This is a genomic window from Crenothrix sp., from assembly GCF_043729335.1.
Taxonomy (GTDB): Bacteria; Pseudomonadota; Gammaproteobacteria; order Methylococcales; family Methylomonadaceae; genus Crenothrix.
Genome location: NZ_JAYTLQ010000042.1, coordinates 95,833 through 116,853 on the forward strand (window position 1 = coordinate 95,833; position 21,021 = coordinate 116,853).

The 21,021-nt window shown below is 42.9% G+C and carries 14 protein-coding genes and 1 pseudogene; 2 read left to right on the forward strand and 13 right to left on the reverse strand.

All coding sequences use genetic code 11. From position 1 onward, the window contains the following. Positions 1-2: 2 nt before the first annotated feature. The gene (locus ACHZC4_RS09600) at positions 3-683 is read right to left on the reverse strand and encodes a hypothetical protein (protein ID WP_394753622.1); all 681 of its coding nucleotides are present in this window, start codon (positions 681-683) and stop codon (positions 3-5) included. Between the two features lie 104 nt (positions 684-787). Beyond that, positions 788-1,468 (reverse strand): hypothetical protein, encoded by a 681-nt coding sequence (locus ACHZC4_RS09605; RefSeq protein WP_394753623.1) that lies wholly within the window; start codon positions 1,466-1,468, stop codon positions 788-790. Between the two features lie 502 nt (positions 1,469-1,970). Here ACHZC4_RS09605 and ACHZC4_RS09610 point away from each other — a divergent pair. Beyond that, positions 1,971-2,407: pseudogene (locus ACHZC4_RS09610) on the forward strand (DUF29 domain-containing protein). Between the two features lie 95 nt (positions 2,408-2,502). On the opposite strand, the gene ACHZC4_RS09615 reads toward ACHZC4_RS09610, so the two are convergent. The 3 genes from ACHZC4_RS09615 to ACHZC4_RS09625 form a co-directional block, all read right to left on the reverse strand. Further along, the gene (locus ACHZC4_RS09615) at positions 2,503-4,119 is read right to left on the reverse strand and encodes a CotH kinase family protein (RefSeq protein ID WP_394753624.1); all 1,617 of its coding nucleotides are present in this window, start codon (positions 4,117-4,119) and stop codon (positions 2,503-2,505) included. 56 nt (positions 4,120-4,175) lie between these two features. Next, positions 4,176-5,525, reverse strand: a complete 1,350-nt coding sequence (locus ACHZC4_RS09620; RefSeq protein WP_394753625.1) for a CotH kinase family protein — start codon at positions 5,523-5,525, stop codon at positions 4,176-4,178. Between the two features lie 1,159 nt (positions 5,526-6,684). Further along, on the reverse strand, positions 6,685-8,274 hold the full coding sequence (locus ACHZC4_RS09625) for a CotH kinase family protein (RefSeq protein WP_394753626.1): 1,590 nt from the start codon (positions 8,272-8,274) through the stop codon (positions 6,685-6,687). A gap of 330 nt (positions 8,275-8,604) precedes the next feature. Between ACHZC4_RS09625 and chrA the strand changes: the two genes are divergently transcribed. Continuing rightward, positions 8,605-9,993, forward strand: coding sequence for a chromate efflux transporter (chrA, locus tag ACHZC4_RS09630; protein ID WP_394753627.1), 1,389 nt, complete (start codon positions 8,605-8,607; stop codon positions 9,991-9,993). Here chrA and ACHZC4_RS09635 read toward each other — a convergent pair. The 8 genes from ACHZC4_RS09635 to infB form a co-directional block, all read right to left on the reverse strand. Then, the gene (locus ACHZC4_RS09635) at positions 9,990-11,072 is read right to left on the reverse strand and encodes a L,D-transpeptidase family protein (RefSeq protein ID WP_394753628.1); all 1,083 of its coding nucleotides are present in this window, start codon (positions 11,070-11,072) and stop codon (positions 9,990-9,992) included. The genes chrA and ACHZC4_RS09635 overlap by 4 nt on opposite strands. A gap of 291 nt (positions 11,073-11,363) precedes the next feature. Further along, on the reverse strand, positions 11,364-12,119 hold the full coding sequence (gene mtgA, locus ACHZC4_RS09640; protein WP_394753689.1) for a monofunctional biosynthetic peptidoglycan transglycosylase: 756 nt from the start codon (positions 12,117-12,119) through the stop codon (positions 11,364-11,366). Positions 12,120-12,217: 98 nt separating this feature from the next. Next, complete coding sequence (gene prsK / locus ACHZC4_RS09645) at positions 12,218-14,293, reverse strand: XrtA/PEP-CTERM system histidine kinase PrsK (protein ID WP_394753629.1); 2,076 nt, start codon at positions 14,291-14,293, stop codon at positions 12,218-12,220. A 324-nt stretch (positions 14,294-14,617) separates the two neighbouring features. Next, positions 14,618-16,696, reverse strand: coding sequence for a polyribonucleotide nucleotidyltransferase (gene pnp, locus ACHZC4_RS09650; protein ID WP_394753630.1), 2,079 nt, complete (start codon positions 16,694-16,696; stop codon positions 14,618-14,620). A gap of 66 nt (positions 16,697-16,762) precedes the next feature. After that, positions 16,763-17,032 (reverse strand): 30S ribosomal protein S15, encoded by a 270-nt coding sequence (gene rpsO / locus ACHZC4_RS09655; protein WP_087144303.1) that lies wholly within the window; start codon positions 17,030-17,032, stop codon positions 16,763-16,765. A gap of 99 nt (positions 17,033-17,131) precedes the next feature. Beyond that, positions 17,132-18,037 (reverse strand): tRNA pseudouridine(55) synthase TruB, encoded by a 906-nt coding sequence (gene truB / locus ACHZC4_RS09660; protein WP_394753631.1) that lies wholly within the window; start codon positions 18,035-18,037, stop codon positions 17,132-17,134. Between the two features lie 13 nt (positions 18,038-18,050). Further along, positions 18,051-18,392 carry a 30S ribosome-binding factor RbfA gene (rbfA, locus tag ACHZC4_RS09665; RefSeq protein WP_087146135.1) on the reverse strand — a complete coding sequence of 114 codons (342 nt, stop codon included), beginning with the start codon at positions 18,390-18,392 and terminating at the stop codon, positions 18,051-18,053. Between the two features lie 5 nt (positions 18,393-18,397). Next, on the reverse strand, positions 18,398-21,010 hold the full coding sequence (gene infB, locus ACHZC4_RS09670; protein ID WP_394753632.1) for a translation initiation factor IF-2: 2,613 nt from the start codon (positions 21,008-21,010) through the stop codon (positions 18,398-18,400). Positions 21,011-21,021: the final 11 nt, after the last annotated feature.

Below are 21,021 nucleotides of genomic sequence, written 5' to 3' on the forward strand. Positions count from 1 at the left end.
CATTAAGACTGCTTAATAAAAGTAGCGCTGCAAATAAATGAACCAGAATTATTTGCGAACGCAGGAGAAGAATAAGCAGACAATACAAGGGTTTTACCATCCGTCTTTGCACCTATTGGCCCACCCACATCCAAAAATCCTGTTCCTGAGTAGGGACTACAAGTTGTTAGGTCAAAGTGTCCATTTGTGATAGCACCCCATGTCTGGGTAGTTACGTCTGGTTTTTTTTGTATCTCAGCAGCAGTTAAGGCGGCAAAGTCTGGATGATCTACTGTTATTGGTCCGGTTGCTAAAGAAAACTCAAATGATGGGCAAGTAAAAAAACTTTGAACACGACCATTACTGAGCATTATATTGGTAACTTTGCACACGTCACCACCGACTTCTTTATAAGTCCCTGGCAAAATAGATCGAGTACTAATAGATATTGATGGTTTGGCAGTAAAACTCGGTAAAGGATTAAACGAACCGTCATTTTTGACAGTTAGCTTAATGGATATATCGTAATATTTAATTTTTCCAGTGTTATCAATTGTAGGTACTTGAAACCCCTTAACTTGATTATCCAAAGCGTATGTCTGAGCTTTTTCTAACATAACACGCGGTGTAGAAGAACCCGTAGCGGGGATAAATGTCGATAATAGAGTAACGATAATAAGTTTACGATTAAAATTTTTTTGCATCTTTTTCTCTTGATGATGGCCTAGTGTTATGCAATGCTTAAAGTGTGCCTTAATTTACTTGTGATATATTAAATTTCACTAGTGAAGTAAAAGCGCACAATGTATTAAGGCTGTTTAGTAAAGGTAGCAGTACATTGAAAACTGCCGTCACCATTAATACCATTTCCGTATGCAGATAATATAAGGGTCTTGCCATCGGTTTTTGCGCCGATTATCCAACCAGATTTGCAACGATCTATATGGAAGGTATCGATGAGCCTATAGGTATCCGTGCTTGTTATGCTTGTAACATTACCCCATGCTTGGGTATTTATGTCTGATCTTTTAGTGATACCATTAGAATTTAATATAGGAAAATAAGGATGGGTAGCTGTTACTCCGCCTGTTGCTAAAGAAAATTCAAACTCTGGGCAAGTAAAGAAACTTTGAATACGTCCATTGGTCAGCGTCATATTGATAGCTTTACATACTGTGCCATCAACAACCGATTTATAAGTACCCGCTACAATAGCTTTAGCGTTAATAATGGGTGAAGGCTTGGCAACAACACTAGCAATAGGATTAGGCGAACCGTCATTTTTAACGGTTAGGTTGATGGTCATATCGTAATATTTAATTTTGCCAGTGTTATCCACTGTTGGCACTTGAAATGCTCTAACTTGGCTGTCTAAAGCATATGTTTTAGCTTTTTCCAGCATGGCGTGCGGTGCAGCGAAACCTATGGTTGGTATAAGGGTCGAAAATAGGGTAAAAGTAGCGAGTTTACGGCAAACATTGTTGTGCATATTTTCTCTTAGTGAATGGTTTTTTGGTGGTCTACCGCCAATATTGCATTAAAGCGCTAATTAATGCCTGGCATTCATTTAAGAAATGTAGTTCACCCTAAGATAAATACAATGATTCCAGAAAACATACCCAGACCAGAGTCTAAATTGCCCCATCAAATGAGTATAAAGTAAAAATCCACGCCCTAAATATGGGCTTGATTCGACCCTTGAAAAACTGCCATCATTGCATTGCCGATTTGTCGCGGCGATGAACATTATGACCTACCTGGGTATGCCGGTTTCGGTTCGGGTAGGGATAGCTCTGTCCTAAAAAAATGGGGTAAGGGAAAATGTCCGTATCGATTAATTTATGCACCAACGCCTTGCCGATTTCAAAACATTTTATGTTGGTTACGGTGGGCAAACTGTACCTAAACCGAGTTTTTCGTTAAAAACTCGTTACATGACCAGTCTCAAAATATATAATTAGCCCACACTCCACCCAATAATACGGCAGGCTATGAATACCAATTACGACAATGATGTAATTGCCTGGGCGCAAGAACAAGCCAACTTGTTACGTTCGGGGCAATTTTCCCTTTTGGACATTGAACATATTGCTGAGGAGATCGAAGACGTGGGTAAAAGTGAACAGCGCGAACTGGCCAGTCGCATGTCGGTGTTGTTGGCGCACCTTTTAAAATGGGAATATCAACCCGAACGGCGTGGTAGCAGCTTTGAAGATACCATCCATACCCAACGGGAAAGAATCGCGCGGCGCATTCATAAACCCCCAGCTTAAAAACATCGTTGACTGATGCCGATTGGCAAGCCGATGTGTGGGATGATGCAGTGGACGATGCGATAAAAGAAACAGGGATTGCACGCAAGGTGTTTCCTAAAATTTGCCCTTGGTCAAATGAACAGATTATGTCCCTGGATTTTTACCCTGATTAAGTTGAAATTTATACGCTGTACTTATAATGGGATTAGTCATTTTTGCTGTTGCGGGGGCTGACAAATATTAACCACTCACGACTGATCACACGCTTTTATTTTTCAGGCAGGTCACGAATAATCTTATCGGCTTGCGGCAACCAACCCGCCAAATAACTGTTGATATATTTTGCTGTGCCCATAGCAACACCCGCCTCATCGACAGGCCAGCGCCAGCGTGCTGTATTTCTTGCCTTGGCCCCTGCTTTATTCGATTCATCAATATAGCCTTTAAAACGACTCACCATTTTAGCTTGCCTGAACTCGGTGGCTCGTAATTTTTTCCACCGTGCTTTTAGTTTTTTGTTAAAACCGGTGGCGGGAATTTTGGTCAATCGCCGGATAAGATTATTGGTATTTGGCTCAAATGCAAACCAATTAACCCCAAAAGAACCGTCATGATCCCAGGACAGCATATAAAATTTGCCAGAACCGCTTTTGGCAAGCATAAAATTATGTCTAATATTGTCCTCGGCATGCGACACTAAAACCAGTGCCCACCAGTCAACAACGCTGTCAAGATCAATCCGCTTAGCGATACCGGTAGCAAACGTTTTATCATTGGCCTTGGCCACGAAGTCAGCAAATTCAACTAAGGGCTCAAATCTTTTAACGTCTTTGGGTTTGGGATACACCTGCACAAAATTATTTTTAACAGAGCGTGATTCAAAAAAAAGGGTATCCTCATCAATATTTGCTTTATACAGTACGCTACCATTTTCTAGGTTTTTGAAATTAACCTTTCCCCACTGTTGCTTACCATTAGCATCGACAGGAACGCTAATTTTTTTCAGGTCGTACATCTTACGACCTGGTTTTTCATTTAAAACATAAACGCCATCATAAGCACCGTTCTTAATCACCTCTGTCAAATGTCCGCGCAAGGATGCCTGGCCATGAGCAACACCCAACTTATCCCGATAAGCACCAGGACGAATAGCGCGAAAAATATCATGGCTTACCAAATTACGATGAAAACTACTGTCAGCATCATGGACACAATCCAGAATCCAGTCACTGTCTTTGTTCAAATCTAATAGTTTAATATCATCGCCTTTGGTCCAGTTTGTGGCTTTAGCGATTTCTACATCCAGTGATTTTTTCGGCAAGGTTTGCGAAAGCTCACTGCCCCGAAATTCTATGCCCATTTTATGGACACCGGTATCTTGCTTAAATTGTCCACTCAATAAGCGAAAAGTGCCAGGCGATTTTGTCTCATCAACAATTTTCGCCGCAGTAAGTTGTAAGACCGGCAGATTAGTAAACAGCAAGGTGTAAGTATCCAGCAACCGGCCATTTCGATAACGTTGCAAAGGAATTTTCGCACCGTATTTGATGCCGTTAAGACGGAAGCGACTGCCATTTTTAATGGATTTTCCTTTGATGACAAACGTATAACCAGCCACCTGTTTATAACTCAATTTCACATCATAGTTCGCAGGCTTATCAAAACCTTTACCTAGCGGAACAAACAAGATTTTATGCGCCGATTCGACACCCACGCCAATATTATTTAACTTCAAATCATGCTGCAACCATTTTACAGGTGCAGCTGATTTTGATTGCGCTACGTTTTCGGGTTGCTTATTAGCAGCTACCGTAAAACTTGCAGATAACATCAATAAGCCGTAAAGAACCCAACTTAACGTTGAAGATAACTTAAATCTACTCATTCATTAACCCTCGTAAAAGTTCAATAGCCTATAAAATAGCTCATTGAATTTGGCTTTTATTTCTCAGGCAAAGCCTGAATAAATTTATCGGCCTCAGGTAACCAACTTGCTAAGTACCGGTTGATATAGGTTGCTGTGCCCATATAGGCATCTGTTGGGTGTTGAGGCCAATGGGCTACATTTCTCCCCCTGGCTCCGCCTTTATTCGATTCATTAATATACGCTGTAAAGCGGGCAACCATCTTTTTTTGACTGAGTTCAGTAGCTCGCAATATTTCCCAACGTGCCTTTAACTTGGCGTTAAAGGCCGGAAGCTTGAGCAGCCTCTTAATAAGATTATTTGAATCGGGTTTAAATGCAAACCATTTTACCCCGAAAGAACCTTCATGATCCCAGGGCAATAGATAAAATTTGCCGGAACCGCTTTTGGCCAGCATAAAATTATGCCTTATATTATCTTCGGCATGTGACGCTAATACCAATGACCACCAGTCCACCACACTGTCAATATCAATCCATTTAGCAATATCTGTGGCAAATTTTTGATCATCGGCTTTCGCCACAAAGTTGGCCAATCTCATCAGTGGCAACCATCTTTCAGCATCTTTTAATTTTGGATAGACCTGTTCAAAGTTAGTTTTAACAGATATCGCATCAAAAAAAACTTTTTTAAAAACACCTGATTTATACAATACGCTGCCATTTTCGGGTTTTGTAAAATCAACTTTATGCCACTGCGGCAGGCCCTTTGCATCAACAGGGACGTTAATCTTTTGCAGCTCATACATCTTACGGCTCGGTTTTTCATTTAAAGAATAAACGCCATCGTAGCTACCATTTTTAATGACTTCAATCAGATGGCCTTTAAGTGCTGCCTGTCCATGAGCAACGCCCTGTTTATCACTATAAGCACCCGGATGAATAGCACGAAAAATATCCTGGCTCACCACATTACGAAAAAAAGTGGTGTCAACATAGACGGCATCCAGAATCCAGTCGCTATCATTGTTCAGATCCAATAATTTAACATTCAAACTTTTCGTCCGGGCAGTTGCCTTAACCATTTGTACACCAAGCGATTTTTTAGCATACTTTTGCGTACCCATGCCTCGAAATTCAATCCCCATCCTTAAAATACCGGTATCTTGTTTAAATTGCCCGCTCATCAAACGAAAAGTACCAGGCGACTTTGGTTCGTCAATAATTTTCGCCGCATTAAGCTGTAAAACAGGCAGATTAGTAAAAAGTAACGTGTACGTTTCCACTACTCCATTTAAAGAACGTTGCAATGGAATCATCGACCCATAGCTAATGCCCTTAAAGCGAAAGCGACTGCCATTGTTAATAACAGTCCCTTTAATAGTAAACTGATAATCCGGATCAATCGGTTTATAAGTAAAGGTCATATCATAATTAGTGGGCGTATTAAAACCGTTACCCAGGGGGACGAACAAGATTTTTTGAACTGATTCAACCCCTACGCCAATATTATTTAACTTTAAATTATGCTGCGCCCATTTTACAGGCGGTGCTAATTCTTGCTGGATTTTATATTTTAACGGATTAGCTAAAGCTGCTGAAAAACCCGCCGATGACGTTAATAGCACACCAAGCCCCAAGCTGAGTATTAACAATAATCTGAATTTATTTTTCATACCATTCCTCTTAAATTCGATGATTTTTCTACTGTCTAATAACCTAGCATTTAGTCAGTGTTTATTTGTCGGGCATATTTTTAAAATTTGCTGACACGAGATAAGGCGCCATAAACGTCCCACATTTACACTCCTATTCGCCAGGCTAAAGCCGAAGCGAATAATTCGCAGAAGGATCTAAAGGCGGGCAGCCTAAGATTTCTTAAGCGGACAGATGGATATTGATTTTTATGCATTACTTTATTGTGAGTTTCTTAGTAAATATCCTAACTAATGTGTATGCGTTCACCTCTCCCTTTGAAAAAGGGGGATTTATTTTAAAAATCTCCCCTAACCCCTCTTTTTCAAAGAGGGGGGCTGAACGGTTACACTAATGTTATGTGTAGTATTTACACAAAAGACGTGAAAAAATTAACGGCCAAACACACTATCTGCACTTGCTAAGTAACAGGCATACGTGCAATTTACGGGTTAAATTTGATTTACTCGCAAGCAATAACCAAACGGATTACAGCGTGAGGATTTTTTATATCGTTATGTTTTTGTGGCAAATATAGCTAACATCTAGGGTTGTTTTGAGCTGTCAATTAAGTCAGTAGAGGTGAAGGTTATTTAGTAATAGTGAGCGTTCATCGGTGTTTATAAACGTGCATGAAACAATTGACAACGGTAGGTGCGAAGTCATTCGCATGGTAGCCGCAGGGCAGAAATGCAAACACATCGACATCCTGTATACAAAATTTACTCAAGTTTTTTGAGCATTTTTTGTATAAATGCTCCACCCATTTTTTTGTACCTTTCGTGTCTTTCGAGGACAGTGCGTTGCATTTGCGTGCGTTGAATGCCGCGACATTACAAACTAATTAGAAAAAATATCGGGAAAAAAGTTCAAAACAACACTCGGTATTAGCTACTTTTCAGGTAAGCCCGCGATAAGTTTATCGGCTTGTGGCAACCACTGTGCCAAATAAGCATTAATATATTTCGCCGTACCCATATTTTCCTCGCCTCTCTCAGGCCAACGCGCGGTATTTCTTGCCCTGGCACCGCCCTTATTTGATTCATTTAAATACTGCTGGAAGCGGGCTACCATTTTGCCCTGACTGAGTTCAGTAAGGCGCAATGCTTTCCAGCGCGCTTTTAACTTAGTATTAAAATGGGTAGCCGGAAGCTTGGTCAGTCTTTTGATCAGATTATTGGTATCGGGTTCAAATGCGAACCAATTAATCCCAAAAGAACCTTCATGATCCCACGCCAATAAATAAAATTTACCCGAGCCACTTTTAGCCAGTGAAAAATTATGTTTTATATTATCCTCACCATGTGACGCCAACACCAGCGCCCACCAATCCACCACGCTATCAAGATCAATCTTTTTGGCAATATCCGCAGTAAACTTCTGATCGGTTGACGTTGCAACGAAATTGGCAAATTCAACAAGTGGATTCCATCTTACAACATCTTTTGGCTTAGGATAAACCTGATCAAAATTTGCTTTAACAGATGCCGAATCATAAAAAACATCCTCAAAAGCCGCCGCTTTATAAAACACACTGCCATTTTCAGGAACACTAAATTTAACTGTACGCCACTGCGGCAGACCCTTTGTATCGAGAGGTACGGTAATTTTTTGCAGGTCATACATTTTACGACTCGGTTTTTCATTTAAAGAATAAACCCCGTCGTAAATTCCATTCTTAATGACTTCTATAAGATGACCTCTTAGGGATGCCTGTCCACGGGCAACGCCATGCGCATCAATATAAGCTCCAGGACGTATAGCCCGAAAAATATCATAGCTCACCAGGTCGCGAAAAAAAGAAGTGTCGACATAGACTGCATTCAACATCCAGTCATTATCCTTGTTTAAATCTAGTAATTTTATATCCGATGCTTTTGTCCAGTCCGTTGCCTTACCAATTTGTACGCCCAGCGATTTTTTAATATAGGATTGCGTACCTGCACCGCGAAATTCAACCCCCATTTTTAGCACACCGGTATCTTGCTTAAAGCGCTGGCTCATCAATCGAAAACTACCTAGCGACTTTGGCTCATCAACAATTTTCGCTGCATTAAGCTGTAAAACAGGCAGGTTGGTGAAAATTAAAGTATACGCCTCCACTACACCATTCCGAGAACGTTGTATGGGAATTTTAGCCCCGTATTTGACACGCTTAAATCGAAAGAGACTACCGTTACTAACGGGAATGCCGTTAATGGCAAACTGATAGCCCGCATCGGCATATTTATAATTAAAGGTCATGTAATAGTCGACGGGCTTATCAAAACCATTACCCAACGAGAAAAACACATTTTTATGCGCCCATTCAACACCGACCCCAATACCATTTAATTTCAAATCCTGCTGTAACCATGTTACCGATGCAGGCTCAGGCGCTTTTAGCGGCTTATCGGCACTTATCGCAAAACTCGTTGATAAACTAAGGTGCGCGTACAGTAAAAATCTAAGTATTGACGTTAATCTAAATTTATTTTTCATATCATCCATTTCAAATTCATTCGCTTATAACAGCCCTAAGCTGTAATTAATGGCAGGCAAATTATATCAATGGGCGCAGAACACAAACATTTAATTCGTTTGCGGTAGAGTTTATGAAGCCCTAAACAAAAAAATATAAGCCCATAGTCGAATAAAAGCCTTACTTTGACAATCCGTATAAATACCTATAGTGACTGGTTTGTCAAACAGAAAAACCATAGGTTAATTAACCCATGATTATTTACCACTAAAACTGTCTCGTTACTAATAGGGTGTCTATAGTAAAATCAAAGTTCATTTTAATGTCAAATGGCTTTTAATATCAGGTTTATGAAAAAACAACTCGCTGACACTCCTAACCGCAGCGCATCACCCGCTACAATCACTTTTTTAAGCGCCTGTCTTTTTTGGTTTAAGTTAGGGTTTATTAGTTTTGGTGGGCCAGCCGGACAAATTTCCGTCATGCACCAAGAGTTGGTAGAACGTAAACGCTGGATATCCGAACGGCGATTTTTACACGCACTTAATTATTGCATGTTACTGCCAGGGCCTGAAGCACAGCAATTAGCAACCTATCTGGGTTGGCTAATGCACCGTACCTGGGGCGGCATTATTGCTGGGCTGTTTTTTATTTTACCCTCGTTGTTTTTGTTAATATTTTTAAGCGGATTATATGTGCGCTTTGGCCATATTCCTGAGGTTGCCGCTGTACTGTACGGCATAAAACCTGCTGTGACTGCGATTGTATTATTTGCCGCCTATCGCATCAGTTCACGCGCATTAAAGAACAGTGTTATGTGGGGGATTGCGGGTGCGTCATTCCTGGCCATTTTTGTACTGCACCTGCCCTTTCCGTTGATTGTACTACTGGCTGCTTTAGTGGGGGCTATCGGTGGGCGATTTGCGCCTGAAAAATTCGCTACGGGCGGTGGGCATAGCGCATCCCAAAAAAGTTATGGCTCTGCTGTTATTGATGATAATACACCAACCCCAGATCACGCACACTTTAGCTGGCCGCGCCTATTAATAATCGTATTTGTCGGTTTAATATTGTGGGGCAGCGTGTTAGGGTTTTTATGTTGGCACTATGGATGGAACGGCACGTTCACCCAGATAAGCTGGTTTTTTACCAAAGCCGCGTTACTCACTTTTGGTGGCGCTTATGCTGTCTTACCTTATGTTTACCAAGGTGCTGTGGAGCATTATCACTGGCTTAGCGCTACACAAATGATGGATGGTTTGGCGCTTGGCGAAACCACACCTGGGCCTTTAATCATGATTGTCACTTTTGTCGGTTTTTTGTCCGGATGGACTCAGCTGCCGTTAGGAGACAATGCATCGCTGCTCGGAGCGACTATAGCCGCGTGCCTGGCCACCTATTTCACCTTTCTTCCAAGCTTTGTCTTTATTCTGGCAGGTGGGCCGATAGTAGAATCTACGCAGGGAAAACTAAAATTTACCGCACCACTAACAGCGATTACCGCTGCCGTGGTGGGTGTTATTTTGAATCTGGCAGTATTTTTTGCCTGGCATGTATTTTGGCCAGCAGGCCTAGCTGGAACGCCAGACTATCCTGCCTTACTGATTTTCGCTGCTGCGCTGTTGGCACTGTTGCGCTATAAAGTCGGGGTTATTGCGGTGATAGCAGCGTGTGCCTCAGCAGGAGTACTCTTGTCTTTTATCAAGCCATGGCTAGCTCAACAAGGCATTGAACTCTAGCCACCGTGGTAATAGCCATCCGGTGAACCTTTTCTAACGGGCTCAGACATAGGCTCTGGCTTTAAAGTCTCATCAGGTATCTGAATATCTTCTACCGGTCTTGATATAGAAGCTTCCGGTGTGGTCGTTTCTAAACTAGGCGGTACACCTTCATAAATCGCTACAGGATCGCCGGTTAATTCTTTGAGCGCCTGACTTAAGGCTTTTTGGTCGATTTCAGGCGTTTCCTGTTGAGTGGCTTTTTGTATTAATTTGAAAGCATCTTCATGACGCTGATCATCGCTGATCTCTTCACCTTGTAAATCAGGATGCGCTTCAATATACAAAGTATTATCTAACCAGCCCACTTTAATAGGCTGTTTAACCAGATAAACCGGAGTACCCACATCCACGGAATTGAACAGCTGTGCTATATCTTCAGGATACATACGCACACAGCCATGGGTAATTTGCATGCCTATACCAAAAATCTTGTCGATATCTGTACCATGTATCCGGTATTCACCCGGCAGGTTTAAATACAGAGCGTGCGCACCTAAAGGATTATGCGGCCCAGGTAAAACGACTTCTGGCAAAGGATCACCGTTAGCGGCGTGTTCTGCCCTAATTGATTCAGGGGGATGCCAGGATGGGTCTTTAACTTTACGGACTATCTTGGTTTCCCCAAGCGGTGTTTTCCAATCCTGCCGGCCAATACCATGCGCATAAGACATGACCATACCCGGCTGATTGGCGGGGTATTGATACATACGAAACTCAGAAATATTAAGAGTGATACCCTTATGCGGGGTATCAGGCAAGATGCGTTTGTTGGCCAATTTAACCATTTCGCCTTTTTTAATTTCCCAGCGATCTAACTTTGGGTTAAGCCGGACGATTTCATTTTGTCCAAGCGTATTGCGCAATGCGACATCTAACAAGGTTTCATCCAGCTCAGCGCGCTCCAAAGCCATTTTGTTAGGGTATTGCGTAATAACGGTATCGTTAGGGTTTTCAGGCAGTTGGTATGTTGTAGCCTGTACATTCCCGCTTATACAGGGTAATAAAACGGAAACTGCGAGTAATTTGCGAATTTTCATTACAGTAGATTTCTCAAGGAACAATAATAAGGGTAATTTATAAGTGGGTTATTTACAGTTCACGATGCTTAAACACAACTCTGACCAAAACAAAGGGCTACCCATTTAAGACGGGACACGTTGTAGGCTGGGGTGAGGTAACAAACCCCAACCATACGGCACATGGTGTGTTGGGGTTCCTAGCGTCACCCCAACCTACACCAGTAACATTACCTTTTGTCCCACCTTAAAAGTGGATAGCCTATTTAAACATTATACATTGCAACGCTGAACTGAATCTTAACGTAAGCATTACTTAAGGATACTGTGCGTATTGTAGCCCATATTATGAATTTGTCTTAAAATCCAGCGTTGTCTTTTCAAAATATAACTGGTGGGATGCCTAACCTGAAAGCGTATGGGATTGGGCAATGTTGCGGCCAGTAACGCCGCTTGAGATTTACTCAGCTGTTTTGCAGAAATACCAAAATGCCGTTGGCTGGCAGCTTCTATGCCAAAAATATGATCGCCAAATTCGGCAATATTCAAGTACATTTCCAATATTCTCTCTTTACTCCAGAGCCGCTCAATCAAGAAAGTGAACCATACCTCCAAACCTTTACGGATAAAACTTTTTGACGGTGTTAAAAACAGATTCTTAGCCACTTGCTGCGAAATAGTACTCGCACCTCGCAGTCGGCCACCATTCAAATAAACGTCAATCGACCTTTCTATTGAAGGCACATCAAAGCCAGCGTGAAAAAAAAACTGTTGATCTTCTGCGGCAATAACAGCGGCAGAGGCATTAGGAGAGATATTTTTGCCCGCAACCCATCGGTAATCAATTGAATTGTAGCCTTGCCCGGTTATCAAATCTTCATAATGCCGATACAGCATAAACATTGAAGTGGGCGCAGGTAGCCATCGCAGCAACACGCATGAACCTACCGAGGAAATAATAACAATAAACATACCGTAAAAAACCAGGTTTCTGAGCATGTTTTTAATAAATAGCGGCTGAGTTTGGGTATTTTTTTTAGCTTTATTTGATTTTGACAACGTAAACACTAATAACAATTATAGATAGCGTAGCGGATGCTGCATGATGGCATCGATACATGAGAGGCTTTGAACCTGTATGGGTTTTTTAATTCAAATCGAAACCGCTATTTGTTAGGCGCAAGTGGCAACTTAATGGTAAACATTGTACCTTTACCCAATTCGCTATCAACCGTAATCTGCCCCGTGTGTTTAAGTATGTAATCTCTTGCTTCATACACACCAATTCCCATACCGGCATTACCTTTTGTGGTATCAAACGGCTTAAACAAGCGTTCGGCAATAAACTTGCTGTCCATGCCAGTGCCATTATCGCTCACCTTAATAATGGCATGGTGCTTATCTGTACTTAGCTCCATTTTAACAAATCCATCATCAGCCGTGGCATCTTGTGCATTTTGCACTAAATGTCCTAAGATAGCGGCCATTTTTTCCTTTTCGGCCATGATTTCAACACGATTTTTATGAGCTACCAACTGCAATGTCGGCTTGTTACCGGCCTGCTGTATAGCGACGTCACTCATAATATCAACAAGATTAATGATAGTTTTGCCGGTATCTTTAATTTCACCTTGCCTTAACTGACTCAACAAAAAATCAATCTTATTCACTACATTTTTCAGTGTCTCAATAGAATCATCAATAAATTCTGGATTATGCCTATGTTTTTCGGCATTTTTTACAATAAGCGCTATCTGGGCAACCAAATTTTTTAAATCGTGAACAAGATAAGCCGATAGGCGGTTATAAGCCTCAAACTGCCGTGAACGGGCTAACTCATCACTGGCTCGGTTCAGTGCCAGAGCATTGGTCAACTGCATACCGACCGTTTTTAGCAAATCGTGATCTTCCCAATTCAATCTTCGAATGACCCGTGCTTTAGTCAGCACCACAAACGCAGCGATTTCGTTTTGACGAAACAATGGAATAAGTAACCAGACATTATTTTTTTCTGCATCCCAAATTGAAAGATCGACGTCCTCATATAGTTCCGGCTTATAAGAGAACTCGAAAAAATCAATCACCCAGCGCTTAGCTTTGATAAAACTTATTAATGATGATTCCGCTCCAATCACCGGTGGCGCATCAAAACCCAGATAATAATTTTCAGCCAGATAAAAATCGCCCTGGTCATTTTTTAACCACAAGCCCCCCCCTGAACTGTCGACCAAATCGGCCATGGTCCTGATAATAAAACCAGACAATTCATCAATAGAATTTAGCTGCGAAATGGTTTTACTCAGTTTAATCCACTCATCTCGGTAATCATACCGGTAATGAAAAAAGTGTTTATTTAAAAAAACCTTGGTAAGTGCACGCATTTTTCCCGAAAACGAAAAAATCAAAAATACCAAAACAGCTAAAAAAATGAAAACTATCTGGGCGATTTCACCCCAATTACCACCATAATCCCGAATATAAAATCCCGCCAGGGACATCAATACCAGATAAACACCCGAACAAAATAGTACCGTGGTATGAAAAACCAACTTTCTAGAAAAACTGATACGCGGCTTTTCTTCTTGCAAGCGCAAAATCGATAAGGCTAATAAAGGCGCAACGACTGCATTCATCAATCCTCTGGAATACCAAAGCAGAGAATCCAGGCGGAAAAACAGCAGCGATTTACTGTATACAATGAAATCAACAAAAAACAACCCACCCAAACCCATGCACAAAAACTTAACGGCCCATCGCAACTCTATAGACGCATTACGGTAGAGCTGCTCAACTAATATCAGTCCTAAAATTGCAAAAATAACATGCGCCACAAGGCGAATATCCCGGCCTAAAAATTCCTGAAATTGGTAGCGAAAATCATTAAAAAATTCGATTGCGAAAACAAACACAATCAACAAAATAATAAGAATACTGGACTTAAATTTAACCAGAAAAAAGTAGTTACTGTTAGAGTATTGCCTGGAAATCAATGCCGACAGTAAAAATAGCCATGCACCATCCCGTAAAGTTTCAATGGATAATGTCCCCGAAATAAAGTATTTCTCACTGGGTATGGCAAATGCCGTGTAACTAGACCACGCTAGGGAAAGGGCAATAGCAAGTATAAAAGGGACGACGTAGTAGTTATTTTTAATTTTTTTTAATAACAAAATTAGCAACAGCAGATAGGTTATTGCTGCTATCAAATAACTGTAAAAACCATAGTTTTCTGTGAAATTCATATCGTACCTGTATGACTTAAAATTGATACGTTAAGCGAGCGCATTGTTATTTTTTGATCAATGGGCAATAACGCGTCAATAACAGTCGAAAGTATAGCGTCAGTTATGGGTTTGTTTTTAAAAATTACCTACTTCAGATTACAAAATAGCAGGATAACCAGAATTCAAGCTTACCTATAACTAAGCATAAGCAAAAATATTTTAAAGCAACGATGGCTAAGACAAGGCGGCCTAGCATGAACAATTTAACTGAACAGTTAAAATTACACTTAAAAAAAAGAGCCTTACGGCTCTTTTTTACTACAGCATTAATAAAACCTAAACTTAGTCTTTATCAACTTCTTTAATACTCAGCCTAACCCGACCTTGACGGTCAATTTCCAGTACCTTCACTCTAACCACATCGCCTTCGTTCAGCCTATCACTGACTTTATCAACGTGCTCATCAGAGATTTGCGAGATATGCACCAAGCCATCTTTACCTGGAAGAATGGTCACAAATGCACCAAAGTCCATTAATCTAACCACTTTACCTTCATAAACCTTACCCACTTCAACTTCAGCGGTAATTTCTTCAATCAAACGACGCGCTTCTTCACCGGCCGCTTTATCAACCGATGCCACTTTGACAACACCGTCATCAGTCAAATCGACACTGGCACCGGTTTGTTCAGTAATGCTACGGATAGTTGCACCGCCCTTGCCAATCACTTCGCGAATTTTACTCGGATCAATCTTGAAAGTGATAATGCGCGGGGCAAAATCAGACATTTCATCACGAGTCGCCGCCAAAGCTTTGTTCATTTCGCCTAAAATATGCAAACGGCCTTGTTTGGCCTGAGCCAGAGCCACTTTCATAATTTCTGCGGTAATGCCATCAATCTTGATGTCCATTTGCAATGCAGTAATGCCATGCTCAGAGCCTGCGACTTTAAAATCCATATCGCCCAAGTGATCTTCATCACCTAAAATGTCAGACAGCACCGCAAAACGCTCGCCTTCTTTAATCAGGCCCATTGCAATACCTGCAACCGGTGCGCTAAGCGGTACACCTGCATCCATCAGTGCCAAGCTGCTGCCACACACGGAAGCCATAGAGCTTGAACCGTTGGATTCAGTAATTTCAGACACCACGCGGATGGTATACGGAAAATCTTCCATATTCGGCAATACGGCTGCCACACCGCGCTTGGCCAAACGGCCATGACCAATTTCACGGCGCTTAGGTGAACCGACAAAGCCGGTTTCACCCACGCTATACGGAGGGAAATTGTAATGCAGCATGAACGGTTCTTTGTATTCACCGGCCAATGCATCAATAATCTGTGCATCACGTTGTGTGCCTAATGTCGCCACTACCAAAGCTTGGGTTTCGCCACGGGTAAACAATGCCGAACCGTGGGTTCTTGGCAATACACCGGTTTTAATGCTGATTGGGCGAATAGTGAACACGTCACGGCCATCAATACGTTTGCCTTCATCCAAAATGGCATTACGCACGATGTCAGATTCTAAATGTTCGATAATGCCGCGGATGTTCTTTTCAGAATACTCACCCAGTGCCATGATCTTTTCAACAGCGGCTGATCTAAGCCCGTTTAAGCGCTCTTGTCTGATCAGTTTTTCAACAATTTGATACGAGGTTTTAATATCTGCTTCAAGCTCTGCAACAACCAGTTGCTTAAGTGTGGCATCAACCGCAGGTGCTGTCCATTCAACACTGCCAGTGCCCGCAGCAGCGGCAAATTCATTAATGGCGGTAATCGCCAATTGCATTTGCTCGTGGCCAAACAACACCGCGCCCAGCATAATCTCTTCAGATAAGCCCTGTGCTTGCGATTCAACCATTAATACCGCATGCGCTGTACCTGCAACTACTAATTCCAGTTGCGATTCTTTTAAATCAGCTGGAGATGGGTTTAACAGATACGCGCCGTCTTTATAACCGACAGTAGCTGCGCCCAACGGGCCATTGAACGGCAGGCCTGAAATCGCCAATGCCGCAGATGCGCCCAGTAAAGCAGGGATTTCTGGATTAACCGCCGGATTTAACGACACAACCGTCGCAATAATCTGAACTTCGTGGGTGTAGCCATCAGGGAACAACGGGCGAATCGGTCGATCAATTAACCGCGAGGTCAAAGTTTCTTGTTCGCTAGGACGACCTTCCCGCTTAAAAAAACCACCGGGTATTTTACCCGCTGCATAAGCTTTTTCTTGATAGTTAACGGTTAATGGAAAAAAATCGCCGTCACTGGGTTTCTTTTTAGCCACTACCGTCACTAAAATCGACGTGCCGTTGACATCAATCATAACAGCGCCGTCTGCTTGACGCGCTATTTCACCCGTTTCTAGCGTAACTTTTTGATCGCCGTACTGAAATTCTTTCCTAATAGGAGTCACTATAAGGTTCCTTTGCTAAGATTATGCGCAGCTGTGTGCTGCAAGGGCCGACTGTTGGGTTGGATTTTACTTACGCAAACCAAGGCGTTCAATCAATGAACGGTAACGGGCGCTGTCTTTGTTTTTAAGATAGTCGAGCAATTTACGACGGCTGTTAACCATACGCAGCAATCCACGACGGGAATGGTTGTCTTTTTTGTGCGCCGCAAAATGCGGGGTCAAATGCAAAATATGCGCAGTCAATAACGCAACTTGCACTTCTGGTGATCCGGTATCGGTTTCGGTTAAACGATAGGCTTCAACGACCGCTTTTTTTTGTTCTGCTGTAAATGGCATGGTAATCCCTAGTATTTTTTAGTTAAGATTAAAATTGAAAGTCGTGTTGTCACGACCGATAAAACTTGGCTTCCACAATAGGGTGCAGAAACCAGAGTACTACGGTTTATTTAAATTAAACAACCGTGTGGGCGCTAGTTTACCATCCAAAAGGATTTCTCCCAACCCCAAAAAATCACTGTCACGGTACAAACGCACCGTGCCTAAAAAGCTGTCTTGCCAGTCAATGCTCTGGCCATAATTAATACGCAGCGCCTGATCTTCCGACAACTGCACCGCTGGCAATCCGGCTAAGGGCTTGTCGGCGGCGATTAAGCACTCGGATAATTCGGCTGCTGACATCGCAATCAATTGCTCTATCGTATAGGCATCGCTCAAGCTAAATTGCCCAGCCTGCAAACGCCGCAAGGCTTTTACTGTGCCGCCACAACCCAAATCATGGCCGATGTCTTCTGCTAATGAGCGAATATACGTGCCTTTAGAACACGCCACTTCCAAGCTTAGCTCATTGTGGGTAAACGCCAATAACTGAATATCATAAATCGTGATGCGACGGGCTTTGCGCTCAACGGTGATACCGGCTCTGGCCAGTTCGTACAGTTTTTTGCCATTTTGTTTCAAGGCCGAATACATCGGCGGCACTTGATCAATCGCACCGGTAAACTTTGCCAAACACGCGGTAATAGCATCCAGCGTCAATTCAGGTACAGGCTTGGTGGCTATCACCTCGCCTTCCAAATCGCCGGTGTCGGTCATCACGCCAAGCTGAACCAACACTTGGTAGCACTTGTCATCATCCAGCATCATGCCTGACACTTTGGTGGCCTCACCAAAACACAACGGTAATAAACCGGTGGCTAAAGGATCAAGACTGCCGGTATGCCCTGCTTTATTGGCATTAAACAAGCGCCGCACTTCTTGCAGCGCCTTGTTGGACGACACGCCTAAACGTTTATCCAACAAGATAATGCCGTGGACATTGAGTCCCGAAGTGCGTTTACTCATAAAGTGACGCTAGTTAATCGCGCAACAGCTCAGCGACGCGCATACCGGTATCAAACGAATCATCGTAAAAAAACCGCAATTCCGAGATATGCCGCAGGCGCATACGCTTGGCCAATTCGTGGCGGATAATCGGCGACAATTCATTCAAGCGCTTCACATTGTCGCGCTTGCCTTGTTCATCGACGTTTAACACCGTCACATAAATCTTTGCCGAGGCCAAATCTTTGGTCACCACGACTTCATTGATGGTAATAAAACCCAGTCGTGCATCACGTACATCGCGTTGAAAAATGGTTGCCAACTCTTTTTGCATCTGTGATGACACACGGGCATTGCGGCCAAATTCTCTTGCCATAATGCCTACAGTACCCGCTTGATTTCGGTGCGCTCAAAGACTTCGATTTGATCGCCTACTCTAACATCGTTGTAGTTTTTAACGCCAATACCACATTCCATGCCCATCTTGACTTCAGCGGCATCGTCTTTAAAGCGGCGCAGTGACTCCAACTGGCCTTCATAGATGACCACGTTTTCACGTAGAACACGGATCGGCAGGTTGCGTTTGACAAAACCATCGATGACCATACAGCCAGCAACTGCGCCAAATTTCGGTGACTTAAATACATCACGGACAGCCGCAAGGCCAACAATTTGCTCGCGGATTTCAGGTGCCAACATACCGCTGATGGCTTTCTTGACTTCATCAATCGCATCGTAAATGACGCTGTAGTAATGCAGGTCCACGCCTTTTTCTTCAATCAGGCGTCTAGCGGTAGCATCAGCACGCACGTTAAAGCCGATCAGGATAGCGCCAGAAGCCAATGCCAAATTGACATCGCCTTCGTTAATGCCGCCGACACCGCCAAAAATAACCTTTACTTCAACTTCTTCGTTAGACAAGCTCACCAATGAACCGCGTAAGGCTTCTAAGCTGCCTTGTACGTCGGTTTTAATCACCAGATTAACACTGGCCAATTCACCGGTGGTCATGCGTGAGAACACTTCATCCAGTTTAGACGCTTGTTGTGCGGCATGACGGGTGAATTTTTTACGGTCTTCACGATGCTTGGCCAAATCTTTGGCGATGCGCTCATTTTGCACGACCAAAAATTCATCACCGGCATTCGGTGTGCCAGAAAGCCCTAAAATTTCCACCGGTACACAAGGTCCAGCGTCTTTAATCGGCTTGCCATTTTCATTAAACATGGCGCGGACACGGCCATATTCATGACCACACAACACCATTTGGCCATTTTCCAGCGTGCCTTTTTGAATCAATACCGTGGCTACTGCACCACGGCCTTTATCAAGACGTGATTCAATGACAATACCGGAAGCCACACCTTCAACAGGCGCAGTTAATTCCAGAATTTCAGTTTGAACAATCAGGGCTTCGATCAATTCATCAATACCGGCGCCGGTTTTGGCGGATATTTTCAGGAACTGTACATCGCCGCCCCACTCTTCTGCCAGAACCCCAATAACCGACAGCTCTTGCATTACCTTATCAGGATTGGCATCGGGCTTGTCCATCTTGTTCATGGCAATAATGATAGGCACGTTAGCTGCTTTCGCATGCTCAACCGCTTCTTTGGTTTGCGGCATCACACCATCGTCAGCCGCAACCACCACGATAACCACGTCAGTGATATCAGCGCCACGAGCACGCATAGCGGTAAACGCTGCATGGCCCGGAGTATCTAAAAAGGTGACCGCACCATGATCGGTTTTAACTTGATACGCACCGATATGCTGAGTAATACCACCGGCTTCGCCAGCAGCAACACGCGTTTTACGGATATAATCCAGCAGCGAGGTTTTACCGTGGTCAACGTGACCCATAATGGTCACAATCGGCGCACGCGGCAAAGCAACGCGGACATCTTCTATTTGCGCTTCAGCCAGCATTTCTTTTTCAAGATCGTCATCACTTTGCATGATAACTTTATGCCCCATTTCTTCCACCAAAATGGCGGCTGTGTCTTGATCTATGCTTTGATTGATGGTGGCCATAATGCCCAACTTCATCAAATGCTTGATCACTAATGCTGCTTTAATGTTCATTTTCTGCGCGAGGTCAGACACAATGATCATTTCAGGAATGGTCACATCATAAACAATCGGCGCACTTGGCATTTCAAACTGATGCTTACTATCAGAGACGGGCGCTACGCGCTGTGGCTGCTTACCTTTTTTCTTAAGTTTTTTGGTATCTCTACCGCCGCCGCCACGATTATTTTCATCTTGTTGTTTCTTTTTATGGGCAGCGGCTTGCTTTTCTTCGGCTTGCTGTCTAACCCTCTCCTGATTTCTACTGATAGATTCCTGAAGGCGACGATCTTTATCGTCCTGCTTCTTTTTTACTTCATCCAGCTCTTTGGGTTTAACAGGCACTTTAACTTTCGTATCGCCCTTGATAGGTTGAACTAAAAATTTATCTTCTAGATCAATTTCAGGCTTAAGATCAGCATCAATAGTTGCAGTTACCGCCTCATCCTGGAAGTCATCGGGAACCGATTTTTCTGGCACGGACTTTACGGCTTCAGTAAGCGTTTCAACTGTCGCCTCAACAGCTATCGTTTGCTCTTGCGGCAATTCGACTTCATCAGATACTGCCGATTCAGCAATAGGATTAACGGTTTCTTTCAATTCATCCGGTTCGCGTTTTATGTAAGTTTTCTTTTTACGCACTTCAACTTGTATTGTTTTTGGTGCACTGCCTGGCGCATGGGTTTGTTTAATTTCAATAAACTTTTTACGCTCTAAAGTCACTCGCTTAGGCGCATCTTCTCCACCCACTTCAAGCTTGCCATGCCGTTTGCGCAGATGACTGAGCAAGCGCATTTTTTCATCTTCGGAAATAACATCATCAGGAGAACTTGCAGATAACCCCGCTTCTTTCAGCTGTTCCAATAATCGTTCCAGAGGTATACGCACTACCTCAGCCAATTGCCGTACTGTTTTATCACTCATGTTCACCCCTA

Excerpts from the sequence above, each read along its gene's own strand:
- ACHZC4_RS09600 (WP_394753622.1), bottom strand. The coding sequence starts at position 683 with ATGCAAAAAAATTTTAATCGTAAACTTATTATCGTTACTCTATTATCG.
- ACHZC4_RS09605 (WP_394753623.1), bottom strand. The coding sequence starts at position 1,468 with ATGCACAACAATGTTTGCCGTAAACTCGCTACTTTTACCCTATTTTCG.
- ACHZC4_RS09615 (WP_394753624.1), bottom strand. The coding sequence starts at position 4,119 with ATGAGTAGATTTAAGTTATCTTCAACGTTAAGTTGGGTTCTTTACGGC.
- ACHZC4_RS09620 (WP_394753625.1), bottom strand. The coding sequence starts at position 5,525 with ATGACCTTTACTTATAAACCGATTGATCCGGATTATCAGTTTACTATT.
- ACHZC4_RS09625 (WP_394753626.1), bottom strand. The coding sequence starts at position 8,274 with ATGAAAAATAAATTTAGATTAACGTCAATACTTAGATTTTTACTGTAC.
- chrA (WP_394753627.1), top strand. The coding sequence starts at position 8,605 with ATGAAAAAACAACTCGCTGACACTCCTAACCGCAGCGCATCACCCGCT.
- ACHZC4_RS09635 (WP_394753628.1), bottom strand. The coding sequence starts at position 11,072 with ATGAAAATTCGCAAATTACTCGCAGTTTCCGTTTTATTACCCTGTATA.
- prsK (WP_394753629.1), bottom strand. The coding sequence starts at position 14,293 with ATGAATTTCACAGAAAACTATGGTTTTTACAGTTATTTGATAGCAGCA.
- rpsO (WP_087144303.1), bottom strand. The coding sequence starts at position 17,032 with ATGCCATTTACAGCAGAACAAAAAAAAGCGGTCGTTGAAGCCTATCGT.
- truB (WP_394753631.1), bottom strand. The coding sequence starts at position 18,037 with ATGAGTAAACGCACTTCGGGACTCAATGTCCACGGCATTATCTTGTTG.
- rbfA (WP_087146135.1), bottom strand. The coding sequence starts at position 18,392 with ATGGCAAGAGAATTTGGCCGCAATGCCCGTGTGTCATCACAGATGCAA.
- infB (WP_394753632.1), bottom strand. The coding sequence starts at position 21,010 with ATGAGTGATAAAACAGTACGGCAATTGGCTGAGGTAGTGCGTATACCT.